A 26,120-nucleotide genomic window follows, 5' to 3' on the forward strand; every position below is an offset into this window, starting at 1 on the left:
CATAGGAATGTACGTTCTATCCTTCATAGTAACACGGATCAGGCAACAAAAAAACTGCCGCTTCATTCGAAAGCGACAGGACCGAAAGCAACCCTGCATTCTCTTTGTGTACGCCTGGCTTTTGCCCGAATGGATTGCGCTTTCAGCGAAACGGTACCATAGCAGGCTCGTCGGCATGTTGGGCATGAAAAAAGCGGCTCTGTTCCCGCCGCTTTTTTCATACTCTCTGTTGGTTTGTTGGTTTGCCCGCAGATGTTTTTGCTTACAGGTGTTTGCCTACAGTTGCCATGAGGGCTTCTTTTGGTTGGAAGCCGATGACTTTATCTACCGGCTGGCCGTCCTTGAAGAGAATCAAGGTCGGGATGGACATGACGCCAAAACGGCCTGCAGAATCCGGATTTTCGTCAACGTTTACTTTGACGATTTTGAGCTGGGAGCCCACTTCGCCGTCGATTTGCTCCAGAACAGGCGCGATCATTTTGCAAGGGCCGCACCAAGGAGCCCAGAAGTCAACCAGGACCGTACCGCCTTGCTCTACTTCCTGGGAAAAGTTTTGGTCCGTCGCATTTACAATTGCCATGGAAAGTTACCTCCTCGAAAAGTCAATTACGAAAAAAGGGGTCAAACGCTTCTTCAGTATATCATCCAAAAACAAAAATGACTACGGCGCCCCGCACTTTGTGCGCACTTCACGCTATAGTCTATCCAGTCGCTTCTTCTCTTATCGGAGCTTTTCGTTTTATGGACCGACTTGCTTGATGCGATTGATTTCCCGCTCATGGTCGCTCACCTTTTTGTGCATCAGGTCGACATCGGCCTCGATCAGCCTGTCTTTGCGCTCCAAACGCTCCAGCCGCTGAATCGCGTCGTCGCGGAAGTCGTACATCTCTTCGCGAAACGTGTACATCTCGTCGCGAAACGTGTACATTTCTGCCCTGAACTCGTACATCTCGGCCTTGAACTCGTACATCTCGGCCTTGAACTCCCGCAGCTCCTGCTGGACCTCTTTGACGATCCGGTTGTTCTCCGCCACCATGTGAATCAGTTGTTGCAACAGCTCTTCACTCATGCCGCTCACCTCTCCTTGGGCTTATTATAGCAAGCAGGAACAGGGTAACGTAAGAGTATGAGACAAAAAAAGCGCCCCACCCGTGGGACGCTTCTTGCCATGTTCAACGGCTTGCAAAGCCTTAGACCAACACTTTTTTGAACTCGGCAGTAAGCAGCGGCAGCACCTCGAACAGGTCGCCTACGATGCCGTAATCCGCCACCTGGAAGATCGGCGCTTCCGGGTCTTTGTTGATCGCAACGATCACCTTGGAGCTGGACATGCCCGCCAAGTGCTGAATCGCTCCGGAAATGCCGCATGCGATGTACAGGTCAGGCGTTACGACTTTTCCGGTTTGCCCGATCTGCATCGAGTAATCGCAGTAGTCGGCGTCGCACGCGCCACGGGACGCGCCTACCGCCGCACCGAGCAAGTCTGCCAGCTCGTACAACGGCTGGAAGCCTTCCGCGCTCTTTACGCCGCGACCGCCGGAGATGACGATTTTCGCCTCCGACAAGTCCACTTTTCCGCTTGTTTTTCGCACGACTTCCTTGACAATGGTGCGCAAATCTTTGATTTCCAGTTCAACCGGAACGACAATCGCCGTTTTCGAAGCGTCCGGGGTACCGATCGCGATGTTGTTGGGGCGAATGGTGATGAAAATTTTCCCGTCCACGAATTTGCGCTGCTGGAAAGCTTTGCCCGCATAAATCGGACGGACAAACACCGGTCCCGGTTCAATGCTCGTCACATCGGATACCAGGCCATAGCCGAGCTTTGCCGACACGCGAGGCGCGACATCGCGACCGATTGCCGTATGCCCCAATACGACAGCATCAGGAGAGGCCAGCTCGATCAGCTGGACAAGCGCTTGTGTATAAGCGTCAGGCGTATACTGGGCGAGTGCCTCGTGATCCGCCGTGTAAACTGTGCTTGCTCCATGCTGTGCCAATACGGGCGCATGCGTTGCCGCGTCTCTTCCGAATACTCCCGCGACGATTTCGCCACCCTCGGCCAATGCTTGCGCTGCTGCCAACGCTTCCAGCGACACGTTGCGAAGTTGTCCGTCACGTACTTCTGTGAGTACAAGTACTTTTTTCATGGATATCCTCTCCCTCTCGCTTAGATCACTTTCGCTTCATTGCGCAACAGTTGCACCAATTCCGACGTTTGGGCTGCCAAATCGCCAGAGAGAATGCGGCCCGCCTGCTTTTTCGCCGGCAAGGTCTGGTCGACGATCTCCGTTTTTGCCTTCACGGCTTCGGCCGTCAGGCCCAAATCGTCTGCACTGAGTCGCTCCAGCGGCTTTTTCTTCGCTTTCATGATGCCAGGGAGAGAAGGGTAGCGCGGCTCGTTCAGCCCCTGCTGGGCGGTAATCAGCACCGGCAGGCTTGTTTCCACGACTTCCAAATCGCCTTCCACGTCGCGCTCCACGCGAACAGTGGTGCCGTCTACTTCCAGCTTCACAGCGGTAGATACGTGGTTGATGCCCAGCTCTTCCGCGAGGCGCGGGCCGCCCTGGCCAGCACCGGAGTCTACGGCCATCTGTCCGCCGATGATGATGTCAAACCCGACTTTTTTCGCAACCGCAGCCAGCACCTTTGCTGTTGTGTACTCATCGCCAAACAAAGACTCGTCATCCACGAGCACAGCTTTGTCCGCTCCCATCGCGAGCGCAGTGCGCAAGGAGCTTTCCACGCGGTCCGGCCCAACGCTTACCACTGTCACTTCGCCGCCGTGCTCCTCCTTGAGCTTGATCGCTTCTTCTACCGCGTACTCATCGTATGGATTGATGATGAACTCTACGCCATCCTCGGAAATTTGCCCGTTTTGGATGACGATTTTTTCTTCCGTGTCAAACGTCTGCTTCAACACAACCACGATATTCATCAGGATGTCTCCTCCTTAATGGTCCCTCGTACTGGTGATGCTGCAAAAAAGTCGGTTACCTGTCTGTAAACTGCGGCGCGCGCTTTTCCAAAAAGGCTGCAACGCCTTCCTTCATATCTTCTGACGCAAATGCCTCGCCGAATTTTTTCGCTTCCTGCTCCAGTCCTTCCGCCAAGCCAAGCTGCACGGTATTGTGGACAGATTCCAGGGCGAGCCTGAGCGTAACGGAGCTTTTTTGAACGATAGCCGCGGCCAGCTTCTTCGCTTCCGCGAGCAGCTGTTCCGCCGGATATACCGCTTCCACGAGTCCGATGCGCAACGCTTCCTCCCCGCCGATCATCTCGGAGGTGAGGATCAGCTGCGTCGCTTTTCCTCTGCCAACCAATCGCGGCAAGCGCTGCGTTCCGCCGTAGCCAGGGATGAGTCCCAGATTCAGCTCCGGCAGTCCCAGCTTTGCCTCCGCTGCGGCAAAACGGATATGGCAAGCCATCGCCAGCTCCAGTCCGCCACCCAGGCATGCGCCGTTAATGGCAGCGATAATGGGCTTCGGGAATGTCTCCAGTCGGTCGAACAACGCTTGGCCACTCTTGGCCATCGCTTCCGCTTCGGCAGGGGCCAATTGGGTGAATTCCTTGATATCGGCTCCCGCAATGAAAAATCGGCCTTCTCCAGTCAAGACAATCGCTTTGACATCCGCGTTGTTTTCCAACTGATCCAAAAGTTCGCTCAATTCATCAAGCACCGCTCTACCCAGTGCGTTAGCTGGCGGGTTGCTGATCGTCACGACAGCGACGCGATCAGCGATCTCCACGTTCCAATGCGAATCCATTCCTTTCCCCCCAAACACGATCCATATGAACAAACAGGCTACTGATTCCTTCTGAGCGAACGCTCAGTCTTCCTGTTTCCATTGTAACAAACGTTTTCGCACAAAAAAAGCTTTTCTTTCATTCTTTTCCCTTCATACCGTACAGGAAGAGGTTATGAATGGAATCAACATGAGAGACAAGGTCGTACTTGCACTGCTTCATGACCCAAGATGTCGTCACTTCATCCAGCGTGCCAAAAATCATTTTCCTCGTCATCCTGATATCCAAATCCGGTCGGAACACCCCTTGCTCGATCCCTTCCCGGATGACTTCCTCGATCAGGTTGAAATACTGCTTCATCACGTTGCCGATGCCTTCGCTGATGACCGGATTGGCCTGGCGCAGTTCAATTTGCGTCACTTTTGCCAAATCCTGGTCTTTTGCCAGCTGGCTCAGGTGGGCATGCACGAGGACGTACAATTTTTGCTCGATGGATGTCGCTTCCGAAATCCGTTTGCGGTTTTCATCCACGAACTGACCCATCTTCTCATTGAACAACGAAATCAGGATATCATCCTTGTTTTCAAAATAGAGGTATATGGTGCCGTCTGCTACCTTCGCCTCTTTTGCAATCTTGGATACCTGGGCGCTGTAATAGCCTTGTCGGGCGATTACCCGTACAGCGGCATCAATAATGGCTTGATACTTTTCCCCCGTCTTTTTTGCCATAATAACCTCCATCTTTACTCGCAATGATGATTCGACTATTTCGGAAATGAATGATTATTCATTCATAAATTCAGTTTAATACAGGAACCCGGTGCTGTCAATTGTCCGGTGCGAACATGGGGGACAGCGGAAAGCTTGTCCTGTGCCGTTTCACAAAAAGGGCCGCTTCCCCCGGGGATGCGAGCCGAAAGACAGCCTCTGCGCGTCAGCTTGTTTTGATCTCTTCCTGTGCTTCCCGGCGGGCTTTGTCTTCTTCCTGCAGCTGCCTGCGCAGCACTTTGCCCACCATCGTCTTGGGCAGTTCTGTCCGCACCTCGTACTTGCGGGGGATTTTGTAGGCAGCAAGCTTCTGGCGGCAATGCGCTTCCAGCTCCTCCTCGCTCGCCTGTTTGCCCGCCTTGAAGACGACGAATGCCTTTACCGTTTCGCCGCGATACGGATCCGGGACACCGATCACAGCCGCCTCCTGGATAGCCGGATGCTCAAACAGCACTTCCTCCACCTCGCGCGGATAAATATTGAAGCCCCCCGCGATAATCATATCCTTTTTGCGATCGACGATGTAGAAGTAGCCGTTCTCGTCCATGTAGCCCATGTCTCCCGTCAGCAGCCAGCCATCCTTCAATACAGCGGCTGTTTCCTCCGGGCGGTTCCAGTAGCCGAGCATGATCTGCGGCCCCTTGACCGCCAGCTCCCCGATCTCGCCCTGCGGCAGTTCTTCTCCCGTGGCAGGGTCGATGATGCGGCAGTCCGTGTCTGGCCAAGGCATCCCGATACTGCCTGTAATGCTTTTTTCCCAAATCGGGTTGGAGTGGGTCACCGGGGAAGCTTCCGTCAGGCCGTAGCCCTCCACCAGCTTGCCTCCTGTCAGTTCCTCGAACCTGAGCTTGACCTCGACGGGAAGCGGTGCCGAGCCGCTGACACATGCCTCGATCGACGACAGGTCGTGCTTTTTCAAGTCCGGGTGATTAATCAGGGCGATGTACATCGTCGGCGCTCCGGGGAACAAGGTCGGCTTGCGCTTGTCGATCATCTCGAAAATTTGCTTGACATCGAACTTCGGCACGAGAATGATTTCGGCGGCAATGCTGATTCCTTTGTTCATCACCGTCGTCATGCCGTAGACGTGAAAGAGCGGGAGCGCGCCCAAAATCCGTTCGCCGCCTTTGCGCAGCTTGTAGAGGACAGCCTGGCACTGCATGGCATTGGCGATGAGATTGGCATGCGTCAGCATGACGCCTTTTGCTACCCCTGTCGTGCCGCCTGTATACTGGAGCAGGGCGATATCCTTTTCCGGGTCGACTGGCACATGAACAGGAGTGACAGCGCTTTCTTTTAGCACGGAAAGAAAAGGCTCCACATCTGCGCTGTAGGTAACCTGCGGATTGTGCCCCTGTTTTTTCTGGACCAGTGGATACAGCCACTTTTTCAGCAAGGGAAGAAAATCGCCCACGCTTGTGACAAAAATGCGTCGGATGGAAGTGGAGGAGCGAACCTGCGCTACGCGTTTGTACAGCAAATCCAGCGTAATAATCGTCTCTGCGCCCGCGTCTCCCAGCTGATGGATCAGCTCCCGCTCCGTGTAGAGCGGATTGGTCATCACCACGGTCGCGCCTGCAAACAACGCCCCGTAAAAGCCGATCACGGCTTGTGGCGTGTTCGGCAGCATGATCGCCACCCGGTCGCCTTTTTTCACGCCCCGTTTGACCAGTGCGTTGGCGAATCGGTAGGACAGCTCCAGAAGTTCCCGGTACGAAATGGTCTTGCCCATGAAGTAAATCGCGTTGTTGTCAGGGTACGATGCAGCCGCCTGCTCCAGAAAATGCGTCAGCGGAATACGGGGGTACTCCAGCGACGGCGCCGTTTCGGACGGGTAATTGGCAATCCAAGGCTTGGCATTTGACATGGTCATTCCCTCCATCCTCTCAATAGCCTTGCCCCTCCCCTATGATCGACATTCATAAACTCTTCCTTATTGCTATTGTATTCGAAAGATAGATAATTTTCCAATTAAAAACGTTTCTGCAAAAGAAAACATGGCTTCGCCACTTTTTTTGGCGAAGCCCTCGTTGTCCCTTCATCCCGCCCCCTCGTAAGGGGGCGGTTTCAGCATCTTCGCGGTTGCCTCACGGCTGTAGCGCAGCCAGCATCTGCTGGCGAACCCGCTCCCGCTCCGTAGTCGGCACCAGATGATACCAGCCTACGATGCCGTTGTGCCAGATACGCTCGTCCTGCCCGACCAACGTATCCGTCTTGATCTGGCTCCGCTCCCCGTCGCCGTAGCTCCAAAGCAGCGAAGCGATTTCCTCATCGGTCAGATCGGTTTTGACGTGCTGGCCCAAAATCTCCATCAGCTTGAACGCTTTCGTGTACATGTGCGCCGACGTCCCCTTTTGCGCCAGGGCGGCCAAAATCTCCTGCTGGCGGTTGATTCGCTGGTAGTCGCTGTCCTCTTTGCCCAGGTCGCTTTTGCGGTAGCGCGCGTAATCCAGCGCCTGCTCGCCGGACAGCACTTGCAGGCCCGGCATCAGATCAATATACGTGTCGTCGCTCGGGTCGCTGTACTTCATCCGCTTTTTGACGTCGACAGGGACGCCGCCCAATTCGTCGACGATTTTGCGGAAGCCTTCGAAGTCAACGGAGACATAGCGGTCGATCTGGATATCGAGAAAGGCTTCCAGCGTCTCCTTGACCAGCTTCGGTCCGCCAAAAGCCATCGCGTGATTCACTTTGTCATGGCCTTTGCCGGGCAGCTCCATGTAGCTGTCTCGCGGAATCGAGAGGAGGTAGGCAAACTGCTTCGCAGGGTGGACAGCGGCGAGCATCAATGTGTCAGACCGCGCTTTTTCCCCGTCCCGGCTGTCCACGCCGAGCAGCATGACGACGAACGGCTTCAGCGGTTCGCTGCCCGTCACCAGGTCGCGCGGCGGCGGCAATGCGGCAGCAGCCTGCCGGGCCGAGCCTTGTGTCTGTCCGTCGAGGGGCGCGTACCATTTGTCCGTCATCTGCTTGTATTGATAGGCACTGTAGCCAATCGCTACGAGCGCTCCCGCCAGCAGGCAGGAAAACAGATGGAACGCGATCTGTTTTTTGTACCGCTTCATAAATGAAAAAAATGCCATAAAAAAGCCTCCCCCTTTGCAAGCGCCAGCCGCCGCCTTTTCCTTTTGTTTCCGCAGGCGGGGCTTGCTTCCATTTTTAACGAGGGAGACTTGATTTAAACGTGCTTCCTGCGCAGGGCAGCCGAAAACGTCGGGGTGCTACACCCGCTCGACTACCATCGCAATGCCCATGCCGCCGCCTACGCACAGGGTCGCTAATCCGCGACTGAGCTGGCGGCGCTTCATTTCATGCAGCAAGGTTACGACGATCCGGCATCCGGTGGAGCCGACGGGATGGCCCAGCGAGATGCCGCTGCCGTTTACGTTGGTGATCTCTCGCGGAAGCTCCAGCAGTTTTTCGACAGCGAGGTATTGGGCGGCAAACGCCTCGTTCACCTCGATCAGCTCAATGTCGCCCAATGTCCAGCCAGCCTTCGCCAACGCCTTTTTCACAGCGGGTACCGGTCCGTAGCCCATCAGGTCCGGCTCCACCCCGGCTGCTGCCCATGCGACGATTCTGCCAAGTGGCTCGATACCGAGTTCCTTCGCCTTTGTCTCTCGCATGAGGACGACAGCAGACGCTCCGTCGTTCAGCCCGGAAGCGTTGCCTGCCGTCACGGTGCCATCCGCGCGAAAGCCTGGCTTCAGCTTGGCGAGGCTCTCCATCGTCACGCCGCGTCTCGGGAACTCGTCTTCCGTGACGACGACCTCTCCAGTGCGCTTTTGGATCGGCACGCCGATGATTTCCTCCGCAAACAGGCCGTTGTCGATGGCCCGAATCGCGTTGTGCTGGCTGCGCATGGCGATTTCGTCCTGCTCCTCGCGACTGATGTTGTACAGGTCGGCCAGACGCTCGGCTGTCTCGCCCATCAAAATCTGATGGTGCGGGTCGGTCAAAAGCTCCCACATGGCATCGGTCATTTCCCCGTGCATCAGCCTGTTTCCCCACCGGGCGTTTTTCAGCACGTAGGGGGCATTGCTCATGCTCTCGGTGCCGCCTGCGATCACCACTTCGTTTTCGTCCAGCAAAATTTGCGACGCGCCGCTGGCAATCGCCTGCATCCCTGACGCGCACTGGCGCTGCACCGTAAAGCCTGTCACTTCCTTGCCCAGTCCCGCGTCGATAGCCGCGACCCTGGCAATGTTCGGCTCATCCGTGCGCTGAATGCAGTTGCCCAAAATAACCTCGTCGATTTGCGACGCTTCCAGGCCCGCTCTCGCGATAACCCCGCGGATCGCCACCTCCGCCAGTCTGCGAGCGCTTACATCCTTCAATACACCGCCAAACGTCCCGATTGGCGTACGTCCGGCAGCAGCAATGACGACATGCTCCATTTGTTTCCCCTCCCCTGTCTGATGGTTTTATGTTCTCACACAGCAGTTACAGAATGGTTCACAGCCGTATCCTTCATCAGCACCGTCACCCATTCGTCCGAATGGCGCTCGGTTTCCTTCTGAAAGCCCGCCGCTTCGAATGCAGCGAGTACAGCCTCCCGGTTCCAGTCTACGATCCCGGAGAGAATAATTTGCCCGCCCGGTGCGATCCGTTCGCGAATCAAGGGAAGCATGGATACGTTCTCGTCGCCTCCAATGTTGACCAAAATCAGGTCCGCCTGCTGCGGAAGCTTGGCCGCGACCGCCGCATCGGACGCATCGCCAATCACGACGCGCACCGCATCCTCAGGCAGCTCGTTGTTTGCCGCATTGACTTGCACCTGGTACTCGCTCTGCGGGTTGATATCAACGGCCCAGACCGGGCGCTTTGCGCCATTTCGCGCGCTGAACAGGGAGAGAATTCCCGAGCCTGTCCCGATATCGAAAACGGCTTTGCCTGTCAGATCCATCTCTTGCAAGAGCAACAGGATGTCCTGCGTCGTCCCGTGATAGCCGGTGCCAAACGCCGCTCCCGGATCGATCCACAAAACATGTTCGGCATCGGCAAGCAATTGCGGGTCCGTCCAGGTAGGGGCCACCCACCATTTGCCCACCCGGACCTCGCGAAACTCGTCTTTCCACGATTCGTTTTCTTCCGCTACCAGGTCGACTTCCTTGACCTGCACCGCGCCGTTCCAGCGCGAAATGTACGCCCGCAGCCACGCGACATGCTCCTCTTCGCTGTCCTGCTTCGGTTCAAACAAGTACGCGACGACAGGTCCTTCCGTATTTTCCGCGTAATCGTAGCCGTTTTCCGTCGTCACAATCTCGATCTGCGGCTCGACCCAGCCGAGCGTGTACGGGCTGTCCCATACTTCCGCCACAAATACATCCTCTATCTGTTGCTCTACCAACAAGGTGTATTTCAACCACATGCTTTCCATGATGAATCTTGCTCCTTCCAGGTTGCTGTCGCCACATGGCAGTTGACTTCTTCGCTCCCAAGCGCCGCTATCGCATCTGCTGTTGGCAAGTTCGCCGGGGGACATGGTATGATAGTAGAATGGACTATTTTTTGCAGGGAGGCTTGCCATGTTTGACGAATTTTTTTATCGACGCCGGAAAAACAAAGGAATGCTCGTCGCGATGATTGCCTTGATCCTGCTCGGCATCGGCATGTTTGCAATGGGGCTCTTGTATTTGTTCGCCTAAGGCGTTCTTCCCGATTGTTCGCGTGCTTCCATTATACCCGATGAAAACCAGCTAGCCCAAGGGCTATCGCGAAAAGCCCGGGCGCCAAGTTTTGTGCCAGGGTCGCTTTACTTCCTCTTGTTTACTCGATTATACTTGAGAATGTATTTTTCCTGTACGTTTAATATAGAAAGAAGGTTCACTCCATGTCGCGAATTCTCATCTCCGGGTACTACGGCTTTAACAATGCCGGAGACGATGTGGTCCTGTACGGCATCATCAGCTCTCTCAAGCGGGAACAACCAAATATCTCTCTCGCCGTTCTGTCCAATCAGCCCGAGCGGACTTCGGAATTGTTCGGGATTGAAGCGTATGACCGCTGGAGCTTTGGAACCATCGTCCGTGAGCTTTCGCGCAGCGACATGCTGGTGATGGGCGGAGGCACGCTGATGCAGGACGTGACCAGTCCGCGCAGCGTCCTCTACTATTTGGGCATCGTCACCATCGCCAAGCTTCTCCGCAAACCCGTGGTCTTTTACGCGCAAGGGTTTGGCCCTATTCTCAAATCACTGAGCCGCCAGGTCATCAAGCGCGTAGTGAATCGGGTTGACGTCATTACCGTGCGGGACTATGAATCGGGAGAAGACTTCAAGGCTTGCGGCGTCAACCGGGCGCCGATCCATGTCACGGCAGATCCTGCCCTGACGATCTCTCCTGACGATATTTCGGATACGCGCGGAAAAGAACTGCTGCACGGCATGTTCGCTGCCCCTTCGAAGCCGTTGGTAGCGATCTCCGTGCGAGACTGGAAACAGGAACAGGCGTTCAAGCGGACCATCGCCAAGGCGGCGGACTGGTTTATCTTGCGCGGCTGGAATGTTTTGTTTCTTCCGATGCATGTTCCGAGCGATTTGGCCCCCTCCAAAGAAATCATGGAACAGATGACCCAGACAGGAGCACGTCTACTCGATGCGCCCGTTACCTTTCACGATATCATGTCCGTCTTGAAGCAGTGCGACTACGTCGTCGGCATGCGCCTGCACTCGCTCATTCTCGCCTGCATGCTGCGCGTTCCGTTTATCGGCATTTCCTACGATCCGAAAATCGACCGCTTTGTGGAGCGCGCCGGGATGCCGAACGCAGGGCACGTCACGAAGCTGGACGAGACTCGGCTTCTCGCGCTCCTGGCCGAAAAAATCGATCGGATTGAGACCGAAACGGAAATCGTGACCAGGCATTCTCGCTCGCTTGCCGTGGAAGCAGCCAAAAGCAGCGAGCTGGTGCTTCAGGCGCTGCGAAAATAAAAGCTTTACAGGAAAGGAGGACGCGCTTATGTCCTTTTCTTCGCAAGTATTGCTTGGATTAAACCGGCTGTTCCCGCTCCCCGTTCACCCGTTCAACCTGGCGAACAACGGGGAGATGAGCTATACCGAATGGCAGTTTCAAAAAGGAGACCAGACGATTCAATTTTTTCTCCCCTTCCACTCCCAGGAGCAAATGTTCAGCGGCAAAACGGTGCTGGACATCGGCTGTGGCGGCGGCGGCAAAACCTGCTACTACGCCACCTTTGGCCCGAAAAAAATGATCGGCATGGATATCGTTCCGCACTACGCCGAGGAAGGCAATGCCTTTGCCCGGGAAAAAGGGCTTGCTGACGTCGTTTCCTTCATGACGGGCGACGCTGCCCGGACGGATTTTTTGGACAACACGTTTGACACGATCATCATGAACGATGCCATGGAGCACGTGGGCGAGCCGGAAAAGACGCTGGAAGAGTGCTTCCGCATCCTGAAGCCGGGCGGATATCTGTACATCAATTTTCCGCCGTATTACCATCCGTACGGCGCCCATTTGTCGGACGCCATCGGCATTCCGTGGGTGCATGCGCTCTTTCCCGAGCAAGCGCTGATCGACGCCTACAAACAGCTGGTGCGTGATTTGCCGGACGGTTCTGATCGCATCACATTCCGCTTCGACAAGCGCCCCGATGGCAGCGAGACGATCTCCTACATCAACCGGATGACGATCAAGCGTTTCCGCAACATTCAGAAGGGCGTAAAGCATCCCGCGGTTTACGAGCGCGAGATTCCGCTGCGCAGCCAGCTCAAAGGCTTGGCTAAGCTGCCCGGGCTTCGCGAGTTTTTCGTCAAAATGGTCGTCTGTGTGTATCAAAAATCCCCTTCCTCCTGAATCGGAGAAAGGGGATTTTCTTTTGGAGACGGTGCCGCTTGTCTTACTGTGCCTTCGACGACGCCTGCTTTTTGCGGATGAGGTTGATAAAGACGCGAAGCTTGGCCCCGCCAGGCAGCCAGTCCAGCTCCTTGTCCTCGATCAGCGGAATAACCAGCAACAGTCCCAAATAGACGACCAGTCCCACGCCTACGCCTGCTACCGTCTCGATGGCGCCGAGGAGACGAACTTTTTCCTTGCCCGCGAGCAACAGGCCGACGGCTTCCGTCGCGCCCCAGGCGAGCAACAGCATCAGGTTGGCGACGAGCAGCGGATAGATCGTATCGAAGCGCCAGTGGATCGGCACCTGCACGAGCTTGCTGATGACCCGCATGTTCAGCACGCAGACAAACGCGGTCGCGCACAGCCAGGACAAGGACAGCCCGTCCATGCCGAACAGGGAGGTGAACACGAGTGTGGCCGCGACCTTGACGATCACGCCGTACAACAGATGGCGCGCAGGAATTTTCTCTTTGCCGATTCCTTGCAAGATGCCGTTCGTCGCCAAGAGCAGCGAGAGCGGAATCGCGCTGATGCCGAGAATCGCCATCGCCCGTGTTCCTTCCATATCGCCGTAGAGCGCCAAATTGGCCCCTTCCGCGACGGCTGTCAGCCCCAGCCCTGCCGGCAGGCCGATCAGCCAGGCGAAGCGCAGCGACAGCTTGGTCAAGGTCGTGACGCGCTCCTCGTCTTTTTGCCGCTTGGCTTCCGCAATCGCCGGAACGATCGAGAGCGCAATGGAGGAGCCGAACAGACTCGCCATTTGCAAAAGCGGGCCGCCCCGGCTGTAAATGCCAAACCACGTATCCGCCGTCAGGCCGTCTACATGCCAGATGTAGCGGAAAATATTGATCGCCAAAAACGAATCGGTCAAACTGAAAATGGGAATGACGAGCGCGCTGACGCAGATCGGCCAGGCGATTCGCCACATGGAGCCGAAAAACGCGCGATCGTACCACCAGGCAAGACGCCCCCACTCTGCGTTGATAAACACGGCGTTTTTGCGATTGTGCAGCCACATGAGCAGCGCGAGAAAGCCGAGACTGAGCAGCGTGCTAATCATCGTGCCGAAATTGACGCCCGTAATGACCGTATCGGTGTCCTCTCCCAGTCTGACCAGGTAGAGCGAAGCGACCAGAATGAAAATCACCCGCAGCGTCTGCTCGACGATCTGCGACAGACCGACGTACAGCATCTTTTGATGGCCGTAGAAGAAGCCGCGAATGACGGCAATCAGCGGCACGAACAGCAAGGACAGCGATATCGCCCGGATCGGCTCGATCAGATGCGGGTTGCCCATCAGCCTGGCAATCAGCGGCGAACTGACGTACAAAATCGCAAACAGCACAATCCCGATTCCGCCCATCATCACCATGCTCCGCGCCAAAATCTGCCCGACCGAGCCTTGCTTGCCCTCGGCGAGCGCCTCGGCAATGACCCGCGACAGCGCGACCGGCACACCTGCCGTCGCCAGAATGAGGAAGGTCAGGTAGAGCGGGTACACCTCCTGATAGAGCCCCAAACCGTTATCCCCGACAATTTCCTGAAGAGGGATGCGGTAAAACATCCCGATTACCTTTGACAAAATTCCCGCGATGGCCAGAATCAGCGCCCCTGCGAGAAAATGACTTTTTTTCAACATGGGTAACTCCTTTTTGCGTCGCTTAAACTTGAGGACTTGTCCAATCGCCGTGAAACCCACTCTCTATCCTACTATCATTTCCTCCTTCCGGCAAACAGGTATATCGATGGAATTTGGCAGGAATACTGGTGAAAACAGATTCCATTGATTTCTTCGAATCGTCTGATGGGAACCGTAGGAGGAATAAGGATGGCTGTAACGGGATTTTTGATTCGCCAGGTGCAGTGGCCCCTCATGGAGGCCTTGAAGGAAAACCGCACGCGTCCGTACATGCGGGAACTGCAAGCCGCCCAGCACTTGTCAAGAGAGGCGCTGGCAAGCCGCCAGCGCGAAAAGCTACAGAGACTGCTCGATCACGCGGTCCGGCACGTACCCGCCTACGCCGACTATGCAAGCGTCTGGAACGAATACCGGGAAGCGCCCGACCGCTTTTTGCAAAAGCTGCCGATCCTCGACAAGGCACGGTTTCGGCGCAATCCCGAAGCGTACTTGACCACCGGGATTCGCCCCGACAAGCTGATCCACAACCGCACGGGCGGCTCGACCGGAGAGCCTACCCGCTTCTATCTCGGCCGTCCGGCTGTGGAACGGTATGAGGCAGCCCGCTGGCTGGGCCTGTCCTGGCATGGCATCCAGATCGGCGACCCGTGCGTCATGCTCTGGGGCTCTCCGCTGGAGCTGAATCAGCAGCAGGCCAGGCAGTACCGCTGGAAGGAACGCTGGCTGAAAAATCGCTTGCTGCTCTCTGCCTATGAATTGGACGAACGCCGCCTGGATACGCAGTTGACGCTCATCAGACGGTTCCGTCCCGTCTATTTGTACGGCTACGCCTCGGCTTTGTACACGCTCGCGCACATGATGCTTGCGAGAGGCACGACGCTGGGCATCCCGCTCAAGGCGGTCGTCTCTACGGCAGAAAGCTTGCACGAGCATCAACGACAAGCGATGGCCGCCGCCTTCGAAGCGCCTGTCGTCAATGAATACGGTGCGCGCGACGGCGGGATTATCGCCTACCAATGCCCGGTCGGAAACATGCACGCCTTTTCCGAGAACAGCTATTTGGAAGTGGTCGATCCGATCACGCACATTCCCGTGTTTCCCGGTGTGCCCGGCGCCTTGCTCGTCACGGACCTGCACAACCAAGCGATGCCGCGCTTGCGCTATCAGCTGGGGGACGTCGTCGCCCTCTCCGCGAAAACGTGTTCCTGCACCGTCACGTTTCCGCTGATCGAAGCCATTGATGGCAGGGAAGACGACATGTTCATCTCCCAGCACGGACAGTACGTGCACGGCCACTACTTCAACCACATCGTCCGCAATCTGGACAGCTTTCGCACCTTCCAGATCGTCCAGCACGAGCCGCAGCGGGTAAGCCTCAGACTCGTAAAGGAGCCGGATCGCTTTTTGCCTGCCGATGAAGCCAAGCTTTTGGCCGGAATCCGTTCTGCGCTCGGCGAGGTAAGCGTGCAGGTGTCGTACGTCGATCACATCCCGCCCACAAGCTCGGGAAAAATCCGCTACGCGATCCGCGAATGTCCGCTCACGAGCGCCCTGCCGCCGGAGTAGCCCGCTTCCTGACCTTATGCAACAGCTCGGAGACGAGCGGCTCGCGCAGGAGCGCCATCACGGCCACGTAGACCAATGCGCCGCCTGCAATGCCGATCGGCACATACAGCCAGACGGACAGAAGCGACAGCCACGGGTCGACGAGCACAATCGCCGCTCCCATAACCGCGCAGGCCAAAAGCGTCCTGGCTACCGTCTGGAGAAAGCTCGCCCGAACGGGGCTGCCTACCGCCCGCCAGAGCAGGATGAACAGCAAAAGCGCCTGACAAATGGCGGATACCGCATTCGCCAGCGCGATGCCGCCGTGTCCGAGAAGCGGGATCAACAGCCAGTTGGCAAGCACGTACACGCCTATTCCGATCGCCCCGATCATGACGGGCGTTTTGGTGTTTTCCAGCGCGTAAAAAGCGCGGGTGAGCAAATCCCGGGCTGCCAGGAAGTACAGGCCCAGGCCGTAAAACGGCAACGCCCAGGCTGTCAGGGCAACCGAGCGCTCGTCGAATGCGCCGCGCTCAAAGGCGAGCCGCACGACCGGCTCCGCGTACAAGGCAAGTCCGACCGTGACGGGGACGAGCAGGATGAACAGATAAGCAAGCCCTTTTTGCAGGATGTGCTTCATCTCGGTCATCTCGCCCCGTTTCACGTGACTGGCCAACAACGGGAACAGCGGCAGCGTAAACGCCCCGACGAAAATCGCCATCGGCATTTGCACGATCTGATTCGCATTGGCAAGCGCGGAGACGACTCCCGTTCCTACGCCTTCTGCAAAGCCTCTTTCCATAAACGTCGTCGCTTGGGCCACCACAGCCCCGATCAAGATCGGGATGACGCGTTCCCCCATTCCTTTCAAGGAAGCGTCGTCACGCCAGGCGAGCGACAGGCGGTGCCGATAGCCGAAGCCGCGCAAGGTCGGCAGCATCACAAGCATCGCCGCCAGGTAGCCGATACTCGTTGCAATCGCCAGTCCCACCGCTCCGTACAGCGGCACGAGCACGTACATGCCGACGATCACGAGCGCTCCGTTTGCCACCGTCCCCAGCGTCGGGGTAAAAAAATGCTGGTGCGCGTTGCACAGGCTCGACCACAAGCCCGTCAGCCCGATGAAGACGGCGGAAGGCCACATCCATTGCAGCATCGTGGCGGTCAGCGCCAGCTTTTCCCCGGACAGACCGAACAGCGCTGCCAGCTGGTAGGAAAACACGATGCCCAGCACAGACACCAGCGCGAATAGGCCCACAATGATCGCAAGCATCTTGTGATACAGTTCGCCAGTCGGCTCTTTTTTCTCCATCAGCCCGCGCATCGTCGGGATCAAAACCGCGTTGATCGCGCCGGGTACAACCAGAAACAGCGTCAACGGGATCGTGGCAGCAATGTTGAACGCATCCGCCTCCATCCCCGTACCGTACAGACTGGAGACGTACACGCTGCGAAAAAAACCCAGCAGTCTTCCCGCGAGAGTCAGCACGACAATCATGGAAGCAATCTTGAACAAACTCATGAGTCCATTCTCCTATCTCTCATTCCAAAACGAAGGGGGCCGTCGCCTAATCGCAATCGCACACCGATCGTTTCTTCGTTCGAACCATGTAGACAGTCGTTTTTTCTCAACCTGTTCCAGCTCAAACCCATCTGTTATCATATCTTATTTCTCGCGTTCCTACCAACCTCTTTCCGCCCCAGCTTGCTTGCAGGTTGCCGGATTCATTATAATGGGTAGGTTAATCCCTGCCTGTAGGAGGACTACAAACAAAATGAGAGAAACCGTGTTGAAGTGGGGAAGCCAATCAACCACGTGGTTGTATCTGCTGTTGGCCTATCCGGTAATCGACTATGTTTTGCGAAAAATTCTACCGATTCCAGTCGTTTCGTCTTTTTGGGATGAAGCGTTGCTCATCGTCCTGATGGCGTTTACGTTCGGCGCCTTTTTGCAAACGAACCGAACGATGCCTGGAATCAAACATCTGCTCCGTGCCTTTTTCGTCCTCGGTCTTGCCTTGACGGTCACGGACATGGCCAACTGGGAAGCTAGCGTGGAAGGTTTTCGCTCCGTCTACCAGTACATCATCGCCTTTTTGATGGGCTTTTATTTGCTGAAGTCCGCCGATGATCTGGACAAGTTTACGAAAGTCCTCGCCCTGATCGGGTTTTTGGCTGCCATCGTCGGGGTGATGCAAGTCGTCCTCGGGGTCAAAACGCCCGAATCGTGGGTGCAGGAAGGCGAAGCGATCACGACGCGCGCCTTTTCGTTCGTCACCAGTCCAAACGTGCTGGGCAGCTACATGGCCTTGATCGCGCCGGTGGCCGCCGGACTGTTCATGAAGGCGACCAGCCGCAAGGAAAAAGGGGTGTGGGCGGTCGTCACCCTGACGACGTTGCTCGCCCTGTTGTTGACCGGATCGCGCGGAGCCTGGTTCGCGCTGGCGTTTGCCCTGTTCGTCTGCTTTTACATATGGAACAAACGGATCGCCGGGTATTTGGTGCTCGCGGGCATCATCGGGCTTGTGGCCCTGTTCTTCGTCCCGGAATCGGTTCCGATGGTAGGCACGGTGAAAAATCGCATTTTCACCCTGTTTACCCCTGAATACTTCGAATCGAGCAGCCAGGGCGGACGTGTAGGCCGCTGGGGCGAAGCGTATGACAAAATGCGCATCGAGCCGCTGTTTGGCGTCGGTCTCGGCCATCACGGCGGAGCTGTGGCGTCCAGGCATTTCGGCACGATCTACTCGGACAGCTACTTCTTCAAAAGTCTCGCAGAGTTTGGCCTGATCGGGATCATCCTGTTGATCGGCCTGGTCGTCTCCATGCTGAAATACGGGGCCCGGCTTGTTCGCAAGCTGCAAGACTCGCCGCACTTTTTCCCGGTGCTCGGGCTATTTGGCGGGTTGATTGCCGTTGCGACGCACAACCTTGTAGAAAACATTTTCGAGGTGCCGTTCATGGCCCTCTATTTCTGGCTGTTTGGCGGCTTCCTCTGCGCTCTGTTCGTCGACCAAACACAAAACAAAAGGTGGTGAACCTATGCGCCGCAATCCTGTTCTCTCTACGATAAGCTGGGCGCTGTACGCCATTGCCCTGTTTTTGATTTACCATTTGCTTGTCAAGCCCGCGTTTCTTGATTTGACGTGGATCGCTTTGCTGATTTTTTTGCCGCTACTCGCTTTTTGCTACTACGTGATCCATCCGTCCGAACGGCGCCAGGTGCTCGTGTTTACCATCGGCTTCTTGCTGCTGGATCGCGCCCTGACCCGCGTGGACGTCAAAACGACAGCGGCTCTCTTGATCGGTGGCGCCGTTGCCGTTATCGTGATTGCCCTGCTGGCCAAATGGTACGGCCGCTTGAACTGGCGCGCAGTCGGCGTGCTCGTGCTGATCGCCGTGCTGGCCAATGTCACATTCAACCGCTATACCCTGACGGCTTTGAGCCATTTCACCGTGCAGTATGAGTCCAGCCGGCTGTACAACGGCGACTGGGTGAACTACTTCCCGATGACGCTATACGACGTCGACGGCGACGGCAAAATGGAGATCGTCACCTACGGCAACGCCGAGGAGTTGCCTTTGCCGGAAAAGACAGAAAAGCCGGAGACAGAGGAAGAGAAGCACGCATTGGCGGAAAAGTTGCGCCATTTGCAGGCGGAGCCGCTCGCGCTCTACGTCCTGACGTGGAAAGACGGCCAGATGGTCCGCATGCCCAACGAACAAATCCCCGCAGAGACGATGACGCGGATCAAGGAAAAGCTGCCGACCGACTACCCGGGCTTCCCGTATTACACGCTCAAGGACGGGCAGCTCGTGCCAAACGTGCAGCGTCAGGCTTACTCGGAAGCGATGATGCAGGCGGGCACGACGGCTCACCGCGCCTTTGTGCTCGACATGAACAACATCGCCAACATGCTGGAACAAAATCAGGGCAGCATGGATGTACGCCAGGAGCTGGGCAGCAAATACAAGCAGTTGCACATTACAAACGGCATGCTGACCGGTACGTATGACGGCAAACCGTTCGGCGGCACGACAAAAGCGACCAAGCTGCTCTCGACCATGATGCTGCCGGATGGCCGCGAAGGGCTGATTGTCATCGGCGAGCATTTGAGTGTGCTGGCTGTCGAACCGGACGGCACGTTGACGGAAGCGTACCAGTTGACGCGCAAGCAGGCAGAGCTGGCTACTGGCGAGTTCATCCCTGCCGACATCGACCGCGACAACGTAGACGAGCTGCTCGTAGCAGGCCGTCCTTCCTACATCCTGAAGCCAAAGCCGGATGGTACCTGGGACATTCTCTGGACAAGCGACGACCGCGACAAGACCTTCCGCTTCTCCAACTTCGCAGCGGTTGGCAGCGACCAGACGCCGGAGATCATCGCCAAGGCGAGAAGCTGGGTCAGCACGACAGACGCGCCTTACCTGTCCGGCTTCGCCTACACACCTGAAGGGTTGAAGCAAAACTGGCGCATTTACTTGCCGCTCATCAACGTCCAGGTCGGCGATATCGACGGCGACAAACAGAACGAAATCGTCGCCTCCATGGAAAATACGCACCGCATTCTCGTGTTCAAACAGCACGGCATCCCTGTATTCTGGCTGACCATCGTTCTGTTCGCGGGACTGCTCGGATACGGAATCGTAAGGAGGGTTCGCCATGCGTAAACGGACAAAGGCATGGGCATTGCTCGCTGCCATCTGCACCGCCTCTCTGCTCGGCGGCTGCACGTATGAGTCCGACACGAAAGCATTTGCCACCACCAACTTTGATACGCAGCCCGCGCCGCCGACCACGGCCCAAACCGAATCGGCGGCCGAATGGCTGAAAACCGCTCTGGAAAAAGGGAAAACAGCGGAAGAAGCACAGGCATTCTGGTACAGAGGCCACGTGCTGAATCGCATCCTCGCCCGGACGACGACCAGCATGTTCGACGGGGCCGTCCTCAACGGCAAAGGGTACAACGTCGGTACGCGCATCGCCGCACAGCCTTACACGTACTATCGCATCGGCGACAAGCGCTACATCCGCACGAATGATTACTGGGTGACCGCGCCGGAGGAACCGCTCGAATTCGACGTGCTGAAAGGCTTCGAGGACTGGCTGCCGTACATGGACCGGGCCGTGCAACTGCCGGATGAAAAAATAATCGGCGTCGTCTGCGTGCCTTTCCAGGTGAAGATGACCGGCGCAGAATGGCTGAAAAACAGCGAAAGCCCGCTGTTTGAGCCGCTGAAAAAGCTGGTCGGCGACCGCCCCGACCTCGAATATATTTTGAAAGAATCGACGATCAAGGCGACGTTTTGGTTCGGCAAGGAAGATCGCCTGATTCACCAGTACGAGACATGGATCATCCTGCCGCTGCCGGAGGCCGGCACGATGGACCAGCAGGTGAAGTTCAACCTGTACAAGTACGGCGACACCGGCGGCATCAACATCAAAGAGCCGGAAGAAGTGGAAAAATATTTGCTGTACTAGGCGCTGGTTTCGGTACAGCCGCTGGCAATCGAAAAGAGCCTGCTGCGAGTCATATCGCGGCAGGCTCTTTGTTTGGTTGCGCTTCGGCAAGGCATCGCCTTTCTTACAGCCCGAGGCCCGCTGCTTTGCCGGACCTGCCCAGGAACAGGCTGTAGACGAAGGCGACTGCCGAGCATATCCCCATCGCCCAGTAGAGCGTCGCCCCTCCGCTGTGCTGAAACAGCCAGCCGCCGACGAGCGAGCCGATGATGCCGGAAATGCCGAAAAACAACACGGCCAGCACCGTTTGCCCTGTCGCCTTCCACTCTTCCGGGATGATGCTGTACAGGTACTGAATCGTAGCTGTGTAAAACAGGACAAAGGTGACACCCTGCGTCACTTGCAGATAAACCACCCACTCCGCCGAAGGGGCGATTGCAGAGAGCACGTAACGGATCGTGTACACTGCCGAGGCGAGCGTAATCAGCCTGAGTTCGCTCCAGCGGGCAAGCAGTCTGGCACTGATCGCGAAAAACGCGACCTCGCTCACCGCCGCCAAAAACCACGCTTGCCCGACATCCCCCGTCGTGCCGCCCAGGCTCTGCACGTAGACGCCAAGGAAGCTGTCGTTCGTCCGGTGCGGAGTCGCTGCAATCAGCACGAGCAGAAAGAATCGCTGCGTTTGCGGGTAGAAGATAAATTGCTTCAGCTCCCGCCAGGACAACGACTTGCTGCTGGCAGGCGCGTCCTGCATGACGAGAGCGCATGCGTAGGCAATTACGCCGTAGCCGACAAACAGCCAGACGAGTTGCTCCATCCCCAGCCGATCAAGCGTCCAGCCGATGAACAGCGACGCCGTTGCGTAGCCGACTGCGCCAAACGTGCGGATGGAGCCGAAACTTGTGCCGTGCAGCTCGGCAATCCGGTAGTTGAGGCTCTCGGTCAGCGGATCGGTCGGCAGCAGGAAAACATACATCGCACCTACCAGCAAAAACAGCGCGAAAAACGAAGCCGAGGTGAACAGCAGGACCCCTGCCGCGATGGACAGGCCCAAGGTCAACAGAATGATCCGCCTGATCGTCTTGGAACGGTCGCTCACCATCCCCCAAAACGGCTGGGACAAGATGCCGATAAACGAGCCTGCCCCGATCCATACGCCGATTTGCGTCGGCGTGATGCCGCGATAAGTCAAATAGACGGGCAAAAACGAAATGAAAATGGACAACAGGGAAAAGTAAAAGAAATTGTAGGCTCGCAAGCTCAGTATGGCCGTATTCACGTTCCACCTCTTCTTTGTACGGGAATAGAAAGATAGCCTCGCAAGCCCTGTTCCAGGCTCCGAGGCTCGGCACTCTTTTCCGTTATCCGCTCACTAGCTCGTTCATCAGCTCGGCAAGCTGTCTCGCCTGCTCGCGGCGCTCGTACGGCTTCACGCGCTCCGCAAAATCGGCTCCGCGCGCCTCGCGGCTACCCGCCTTCCCGTTCTGCTCCTTCCATTCGCGATACAGATGCAGGTACGCCTGCTTGATCGCATCCTTCTCTTCCGGATCAGCCACCTGGCCCAAGCGGAACTTCTCGATGATCTCTGTCGCTTCCCCTGCTTTGTTCAGCGCGAGAATCGGATTGCCGATGCCCATGTATTCGTACAGCTTGCCTGGAATGTACGCCCCTGCGTCAGCGGACACGTCCCCGATGAGCAAAAGGACGTCGGCTGCTTTCATCAAGCCGAGCGCCTCCTTGTGCGGCAGGTTGCCCAGGACGCGCACGACGTCACGAAGCCCGAGCGCTTCCACGCAATCGCGGTTTTCCGAATACCCGGGATAGTCAAACACGCCTGCGAAGCTAAAGAGGAGCTCTCGCCTGTCCACCTGTCCCTCGTCGATCAGTTCGCGAATCGCTTGCAGCAACAGCCGCGGATTGCGCTTTTGATACAAAATGCCCGCGTAGACCGCATGGAATTTCCCCGGCGCCGCATGACTCGGCGTCAGCTCCCGAAAGTCGGCCTGGTCGAAGCCGTTGTAGATCAGCTCCATCCGCTTGATCCGCTCCTGATGCTTCTTGCGGAAATTGGCGGCGAAGGTGGCGGTGACGGTCGTAATCGCATCGGCCTTTTCCATCACTCGCGCTTCCATCCGCTCTTCCAGCCGTTCGCGCCAGGCGATGCCGGAGGTGTGCATGTTTTGCGTCCACGGATCGCGGAAGTCCGCCACCCATTTGCAGCCGAACTCATCCGCGAGCTTCTCGGCAATCAAGTGGTTGGTGACAGGTCCGGAGGTGGAAAAAATCACATCAATTTTTTCCCGGCGCATGACTTCCCGCCCCAGCTTGAGCGCATTGGGCAGCCACAGAATCTGGTCGTCCGGGATCAGCAGATACGGCTTGAGCTTTTTCAAGACGTTCACGACCTGCTTTTTCACCCGTGCCTTCCACGATGCCCGCGGCGCGGCGCTGGCGATGGCGGTCGAGCCACTTGCGCCAGAAGCCGCGGCTTGTCCTCTCCCCGGCAGCAGCTGCCACTCCTTTGCCCGGTGAATCTTCACCTCGGGCGGAAGCTGCGCCAAAAGCGATGGATCCAGCGTGGCGTGGTAGGCCGGATCGACGGTAAGCACGTGGACGTTCCAGCCGAACTCCCCCAAATATTTGGCCATTTTCAAGGGCCGTGGAACACCGCCGCCGCCGATGGGCGGGAATATGTAGCATAGGAGTAACACGTTGTGCGCTTTCATCTTGCAACCGTCCTTCTCGTTTTTGCGTTTTCCATCCTAAACGATACCACAAGTGCTGTCTTATTGCGAATCTATCAGCCATCTGCTATAGTGAGTATGGCTTTAATCGCTCCTCCATGAACAAGCCTCGACAGAGGTTTTCTTACTAAGATTCGGGTGAATTGACATGAGCAAACTACGCGTCCTCCACGTGATTGGCGGGGGGGAATTCGGCGGTGCGGAACAACATATTCTCAATCTGGTTACGACTTTTCCTGCGGAGGAGGTAGACGTCGCAGTCATCTGCTTCTACGATTCGCTCTTTGCCGAGAAGCTCCGGGCGGCTGGCATCCACGTGATCGCGTTGCACCAGTTCGGACGCTTCGATATTCGGCTGCTGCAAGCGCTGCGGCGCACCTTCCTTGCCTTTGGGCCAGCCATCATCCACACGCACGGGATCAAGGCCAACTTTTTTTCGCGGCTTGCGGCCCTTGGCATGAACGTACCGCTGCTGACTACCGTACACAGCTCGCTGCGCTACGATTACACAGGCGCATTGGCCTATGCGATCGTCAGCATGATGGAACGAAGCACCCGCCACTGGAACCGGCACTACATCGCCATCAGCGGCGCCATTGCCGACGTCCTGCGCGAACAGGGCGTGAAGCCTTCCGCGATCAGCGTGATCTACAACGGGATGGATTTGTCCCCCTACCGGCAGGATCAACTCCGCGAGAGCGATCGCAGTCGTTTACGCGCGGAATGGAACGTGCCGCAGGATGCTTTTTTGTTCGGAACCGTAGCGCGATTCGTTCCAGTCAAAGGGTTGCCGATCCTGCTTGATGCCTTTCACGCGCTTGTCCGCGACAAGCGATCCGCGCCTTATCTCGTGCTGATCGGCGACGGTTCGGAACGTCCGGCACTGGAAGCGAAGGCAGAGGAGCTGGGACTGTCGGAGCGCGTCCGTTTTGCCGGGTTTCGCCAGGACATTCCCGCTTGCTTGCACGCCATCGACGGCTTTGTTCACTCCTCCCTGTACGAAGGGCTGGGCTACACGATCATCGAAGCGATGGCCTCCCAGGTGCCTGTCGTCGCCAGCAACGTGGGCGGCGTGAAGGAATTCGTCTACCAGGAACGCACGGGGCTGGTTGTCGAGCCGAATGATCCCGCGGCACTGGCGCGCGCCATGGAACGGCTCTGGACTTCGCCGCAGCTGCGGGAGACGATGGTGCAAAACGCCCTGGAAAAAGTCGAATCGACTTTCACGATTCAGCAGATGACGGCGCAAATTTTGTCCCTGTACCGAAAGCTGTTGTCATGACCGAAGCACGACTGGCTGTCCCCAAGACACTGCTCGTGCTTTTTTCGTTGCCCGCGGCGCGATAAAAATGTTTGAAAAATCTGCCTTTTCCATTGCTTCTGCCGGGATAATCTGGTTACATAGAACAGGAACGATGATGATGAATCGCACGTGAAAGGATGAGACGACACATGAAACTGTATCTCTCGGTGGACATGGAAGGCATCTCCGGCATCGTCGACACCAGCTACATCCATCCCGAATCGGGTGTGAACTACCAGCGCGGCCGCCAATTCATGACCGATGACGCCAATGCGGTGATCGAAGCGGCCCTGGCCAGCGGCGTGACGGAGATCGTCGTGGCGGACAGCCACCATACGATGAACAACCTCTTGTGGGAAAAATTGCACCCGCGAGCGCGGCTGCTGGCTGGTTCTCCCCGCGACTGCTCGATGATGCACGGGCTGGATGCGAGCTTTGATGCCGCCATGTTTATCGGCTATCACACCCGCCAAGGGGTTCCTGGCGTGCTCAGCCACACCATGTCCGGCGTCGTCCGCAACTTGTTCATCAACGGACGGGTCATGGGCGAGTTCGGCTTCAATGCAGCGATTGCAGGCTTGTACAAGGTTCCGGTCATCATGGTTTCCGGCGACAACCTGCTTGCCAAAGAAGCGCGCGAGCTGATTCCCGGCATTCATACAGCCATCGTCAAGGAAGCGGTGTCGCGTACAGCCGCCATCTGTCTGCCGCGCGAGGAAGCGACTGCGACATTGAAGGAACAGACGAAGCTCGCTCTCGGCAATGTCTCCGCCATCGCTCCGTTCAGGAACGATCTCCCGCTTGAGCTGGCCATGGAATTCTCCCATGCCGGACAAGCCGAAATGGCGGCCATCGTCCCCGGCACACGCTATGAGACGTCGACCAACACCGTTTCCTGCCGCACGGACGATCCGCAAGACTTGTACAAAACGATGCGGGCCATGCTGAACCTCGCTTCCCAGGCAGCGTTTTTCTAGGTCAACACGTCGTGGCAACAACAAAAGGCAGGGCAACTGCGCCATGCCTTTTTGCGCGTTTGAAGAGCGGCATAAAA

General features: G+C 56.9%; 22 protein-coding genes. 8 read left to right on the forward strand and 14 right to left on the reverse strand.

All coding sequences use genetic code 11. The annotated features are described in order from the left end of the window. Positions 1-262: 262 nt before the first annotated feature. The 10 genes from trxA to ACTHO6_RS15040 form a co-directional block, all read right to left on the reverse strand. Complete coding sequence (gene trxA / locus ACTHO6_RS14995; protein WP_440242599.1) at positions 263-580, reverse strand: thioredoxin; 318 nt, start codon at positions 578-580, stop codon at positions 263-265. Positions 581-739: 159 nt separating this feature from the next. After that, the gene (locus ACTHO6_RS15000; protein ID WP_440242600.1) at positions 740-1,069 is read right to left on the reverse strand and encodes a hypothetical protein; all 330 of its coding nucleotides are present in this window, start codon (positions 1,067-1,069) and stop codon (positions 740-742) included. A gap of 121 nt (positions 1,070-1,190) precedes the next feature. After that, positions 1,191-2,150, reverse strand: coding sequence for an electron transfer flavoprotein subunit alpha/FixB family protein (locus ACTHO6_RS15005; protein WP_440242601.1), 960 nt, complete (start codon positions 2,148-2,150; stop codon positions 1,191-1,193). A 20-nt stretch (positions 2,151-2,170) separates the two neighbouring features. Then, complete coding sequence (locus tag ACTHO6_RS15010; protein WP_440242602.1) at positions 2,171-2,938, reverse strand: electron transfer flavoprotein subunit beta/FixA family protein; 768 nt, start codon at positions 2,936-2,938, stop codon at positions 2,171-2,173. Positions 2,939-2,993: 55 nt separating this feature from the next. Continuing rightward, entirely contained in the window at positions 2,994-3,767 is a 774-nt protein-coding gene (locus ACTHO6_RS15015) for an enoyl-CoA hydratase (RefSeq protein WP_440242603.1), read from the reverse strand. A 118-nt stretch (positions 3,768-3,885) separates the two neighbouring features. Then, the gene (locus tag ACTHO6_RS15020; protein WP_440242604.1) at positions 3,886-4,476 is read right to left on the reverse strand and encodes a TetR/AcrR family transcriptional regulator; all 591 of its coding nucleotides are present in this window, start codon (positions 4,474-4,476) and stop codon (positions 3,886-3,888) included. 205 nt (positions 4,477-4,681) lie between these two features. Beyond that, positions 4,682-6,382 carry an AMP-binding protein gene (locus ACTHO6_RS15025; protein WP_440242673.1) on the reverse strand — a complete coding sequence of 567 codons (1,701 nt, stop codon included), beginning with the start codon at positions 6,380-6,382 and terminating at the stop codon, positions 4,682-4,684. Between the two features lie 220 nt (positions 6,383-6,602). Beyond that, positions 6,603-7,598 (reverse strand): LCP family protein, encoded by a 996-nt coding sequence (locus ACTHO6_RS15030; RefSeq protein WP_440242605.1) that lies wholly within the window; start codon positions 7,596-7,598, stop codon positions 6,603-6,605. Positions 7,599-7,736: 138 nt separating this feature from the next. Beyond that, a complete protein-coding gene (locus tag ACTHO6_RS15035) occupies positions 7,737-8,912 on the reverse strand; it encodes a thiolase family protein (RefSeq protein ID WP_440242606.1) in 1,176 nt (391 codons plus the stop codon). Positions 8,913-8,947: 35 nt separating this feature from the next. Beyond that, positions 8,948-9,895: a 50S ribosomal protein L11 methyltransferase gene (locus tag ACTHO6_RS15040; protein WP_440242607.1), complete on the reverse strand. Its 948-nt coding sequence runs from the start codon at positions 9,893-9,895 to the stop codon at positions 8,948-8,950. 453 nt (positions 9,896-10,348) lie between these two features. Between ACTHO6_RS15040 and csaB the strand changes: the two genes are divergently transcribed. Continuing rightward, the gene (gene csaB, locus ACTHO6_RS15045) at positions 10,349-11,446 is read left to right on the forward strand and encodes a polysaccharide pyruvyl transferase CsaB (protein WP_440242608.1); all 1,098 of its coding nucleotides are present in this window, start codon (positions 10,349-10,351) and stop codon (positions 11,444-11,446) included. 28 nt (positions 11,447-11,474) lie between these two features. Beyond that, the gene (locus ACTHO6_RS15050) at positions 11,475-12,332 is read left to right on the forward strand and encodes a class I SAM-dependent methyltransferase (RefSeq protein ID WP_440242609.1); all 858 of its coding nucleotides are present in this window, start codon (positions 11,475-11,477) and stop codon (positions 12,330-12,332) included. 43 nt (positions 12,333-12,375) lie between these two features. On the opposite strand, the gene ACTHO6_RS15055 is transcribed toward ACTHO6_RS15050, so the two are convergent. Further along, a complete protein-coding gene (locus ACTHO6_RS15055; protein ID WP_440242610.1) occupies positions 12,376-14,013 on the reverse strand; it encodes a putative polysaccharide biosynthesis protein in 1,638 nt (545 codons plus the stop codon). A 189-nt stretch (positions 14,014-14,202) separates the two neighbouring features. On the opposite strand from ACTHO6_RS15055, the gene ACTHO6_RS15060 reads away from it, so the two are divergent. Next, positions 14,203-15,579 (forward strand): phenylacetate--CoA ligase family protein, encoded by a 1,377-nt coding sequence (locus ACTHO6_RS15060; RefSeq protein WP_440242611.1) that lies wholly within the window; start codon positions 14,203-14,205, stop codon positions 15,577-15,579. Here ACTHO6_RS15060 and murJ read toward each other — a convergent pair. Further along, entirely contained in the window at positions 15,554-17,080 is a 1,527-nt protein-coding gene (gene murJ, locus ACTHO6_RS15065) for a murein biosynthesis integral membrane protein MurJ (protein ID WP_440242612.1), read from the reverse strand. The two genes, ACTHO6_RS15060 and murJ, sit on opposite strands and share 26 nt — an antisense overlap. A gap of 253 nt (positions 17,081-17,333) precedes the next feature. On the opposite strand from murJ, the gene ACTHO6_RS15070 reads away from it, so the two are divergent. Genes ACTHO6_RS15070 through ACTHO6_RS15080 form a run of 3 tightly spaced genes read left to right on the forward strand, consistent with a single transcriptional unit; the run spans position 17,334 to position 21,040 of the window. Next, complete coding sequence (locus ACTHO6_RS15070; RefSeq protein WP_440242613.1) at positions 17,334-18,596, forward strand: O-antigen ligase family protein; 1,263 nt, start codon at positions 17,334-17,336, stop codon at positions 18,594-18,596. A gap of 4 nt (positions 18,597-18,600) precedes the next feature. After that, entirely contained in the window at positions 18,601-20,229 is a 1,629-nt protein-coding gene (locus tag ACTHO6_RS15075) for a hypothetical protein (protein ID WP_440242614.1), read from the forward strand. Further along, entirely contained in the window at positions 20,222-21,040 is an 819-nt protein-coding gene (locus tag ACTHO6_RS15080; RefSeq protein ID WP_440242615.1) for a hypothetical protein, read from the forward strand. The genes ACTHO6_RS15075 and ACTHO6_RS15080 overlap by 8 nt, the downstream gene beginning before the upstream one ends. 103 nt (positions 21,041-21,143) lie before the next feature. Here the strand turns inward: ACTHO6_RS15080 and ACTHO6_RS15085 are convergent, their stop codons facing one another. Next, a complete protein-coding gene (locus tag ACTHO6_RS15085) occupies positions 21,144-22,298 on the reverse strand; it encodes an MFS transporter (protein ID WP_440242616.1) in 1,155 nt (384 codons plus the stop codon). 82 nt (positions 22,299-22,380) lie between these two features. Then, positions 22,381-23,745 carry a glycosyltransferase family 4 protein gene (locus tag ACTHO6_RS15090; protein ID WP_440242617.1) on the reverse strand — a complete coding sequence of 455 codons (1,365 nt, stop codon included), beginning with the start codon at positions 23,743-23,745 and terminating at the stop codon, positions 22,381-22,383. Positions 23,746-23,911: 166 nt separating this feature from the next. Here ACTHO6_RS15090 and ACTHO6_RS15095 point away from each other — a divergent pair, with 166 nt between their 5' ends. Further along, positions 23,912-25,045 (forward strand): glycosyltransferase, encoded by a 1,134-nt coding sequence (locus tag ACTHO6_RS15095; protein ID WP_440242618.1) that lies wholly within the window; start codon positions 23,912-23,914, stop codon positions 25,043-25,045. A gap of 170 nt (positions 25,046-25,215) precedes the next feature. Continuing rightward, positions 25,216-26,043 (forward strand): M55 family metallopeptidase, encoded by an 828-nt coding sequence (locus tag ACTHO6_RS15100; protein ID WP_440242619.1) that lies wholly within the window; start codon positions 25,216-25,218, stop codon positions 26,041-26,043. The last annotated feature ends 77 nt before the right edge of the window (positions 26,044-26,120 follow it).

Origin of the sequence: Brevibacillus sp. SAFN-007a, assembly GCF_051967035.1 — a bacterium.
In the GTDB taxonomy this organism is placed as follows: Bacteria; Bacillota; Bacilli; order Brevibacillales; family Brevibacillaceae; genus Brevibacillus.

Excerpts from the sequence above, each read along its gene's own strand:
- trxA (WP_440242599.1), bottom strand. The coding sequence starts at position 580 with ATGGCAATTGTAAATGCGACGGACCAAAACTTTTCCCAGGAAGTAGAG.
- ACTHO6_RS15000 (WP_440242600.1), bottom strand. The coding sequence starts at position 1,069 with ATGAGTGAAGAGCTGTTGCAACAACTGATTCACATGGTGGCGGAGAAC.
- ACTHO6_RS15005 (WP_440242601.1), bottom strand. The coding sequence starts at position 2,150 with ATGAAAAAAGTACTTGTACTCACAGAAGTACGTGACGGACAACTTCGC.
- ACTHO6_RS15010 (WP_440242602.1), bottom strand. The coding sequence starts at position 2,938 with ATGAATATCGTGGTTGTGTTGAAGCAGACGTTTGACACGGAAGAAAAA.
- ACTHO6_RS15015 (WP_440242603.1), bottom strand. The coding sequence starts at position 3,767 with ATGGATTCGCATTGGAACGTGGAGATCGCTGATCGCGTCGCTGTCGTG.
- ACTHO6_RS15020 (WP_440242604.1), bottom strand. The coding sequence starts at position 4,476 with ATGGCAAAAAAGACGGGGGAAAAGTATCAAGCCATTATTGATGCCGCT.
- ACTHO6_RS15025 (WP_440242673.1), bottom strand. The coding sequence starts at position 6,382 with ATGTCAAATGCCAAGCCTTGGATTGCCAATTACCCGTCCGAAACGGCG.
- ACTHO6_RS15030 (WP_440242605.1), bottom strand. The coding sequence starts at position 7,598 with ATGGCATTTTTTTCATTTATGAAGCGGTACAAAAAACAGATCGCGTTC.
- ACTHO6_RS15035 (WP_440242606.1), bottom strand. The coding sequence starts at position 8,912 with ATGGAGCATGTCGTCATTGCTGCTGCCGGACGTACGCCAATCGGGACG.
- ACTHO6_RS15040 (WP_440242607.1), bottom strand. The coding sequence starts at position 9,895 with ATGGAAAGCATGTGGTTGAAATACACCTTGTTGGTAGAGCAACAGATA.
- csaB (WP_440242608.1), top strand. The coding sequence starts at position 10,349 with ATGTCGCGAATTCTCATCTCCGGGTACTACGGCTTTAACAATGCCGGA.
- ACTHO6_RS15050 (WP_440242609.1), top strand. The coding sequence starts at position 11,475 with ATGTCCTTTTCTTCGCAAGTATTGCTTGGATTAAACCGGCTGTTCCCG.
- ACTHO6_RS15055 (WP_440242610.1), bottom strand. The coding sequence starts at position 14,013 with ATGTTGAAAAAAAGTCATTTTCTCGCAGGGGCGCTGATTCTGGCCATC.
- ACTHO6_RS15060 (WP_440242611.1), top strand. The coding sequence starts at position 14,203 with ATGGCTGTAACGGGATTTTTGATTCGCCAGGTGCAGTGGCCCCTCATG.
- murJ (WP_440242612.1), bottom strand. The coding sequence starts at position 17,080 with ATGAGTTTGTTCAAGATTGCTTCCATGATTGTCGTGCTGACTCTCGCG.
- ACTHO6_RS15070 (WP_440242613.1), top strand. The coding sequence starts at position 17,334 with ATGAGAGAAACCGTGTTGAAGTGGGGAAGCCAATCAACCACGTGGTTG.
- ACTHO6_RS15075 (WP_440242614.1), top strand. The coding sequence starts at position 18,601 with ATGCGCCGCAATCCTGTTCTCTCTACGATAAGCTGGGCGCTGTACGCC.
- ACTHO6_RS15080 (WP_440242615.1), top strand. The coding sequence starts at position 20,222 with ATGCGTAAACGGACAAAGGCATGGGCATTGCTCGCTGCCATCTGCACC.
- ACTHO6_RS15090 (WP_440242617.1), bottom strand. The coding sequence starts at position 23,745 with ATGAAAGCGCACAACGTGTTACTCCTATGCTACATATTCCCGCCCATC.
- ACTHO6_RS15095 (WP_440242618.1), top strand. The coding sequence starts at position 23,912 with ATGAGCAAACTACGCGTCCTCCACGTGATTGGCGGGGGGGAATTCGGC.
- ACTHO6_RS15100 (WP_440242619.1), top strand. The coding sequence starts at position 25,216 with ATGAAACTGTATCTCTCGGTGGACATGGAAGGCATCTCCGGCATCGTC.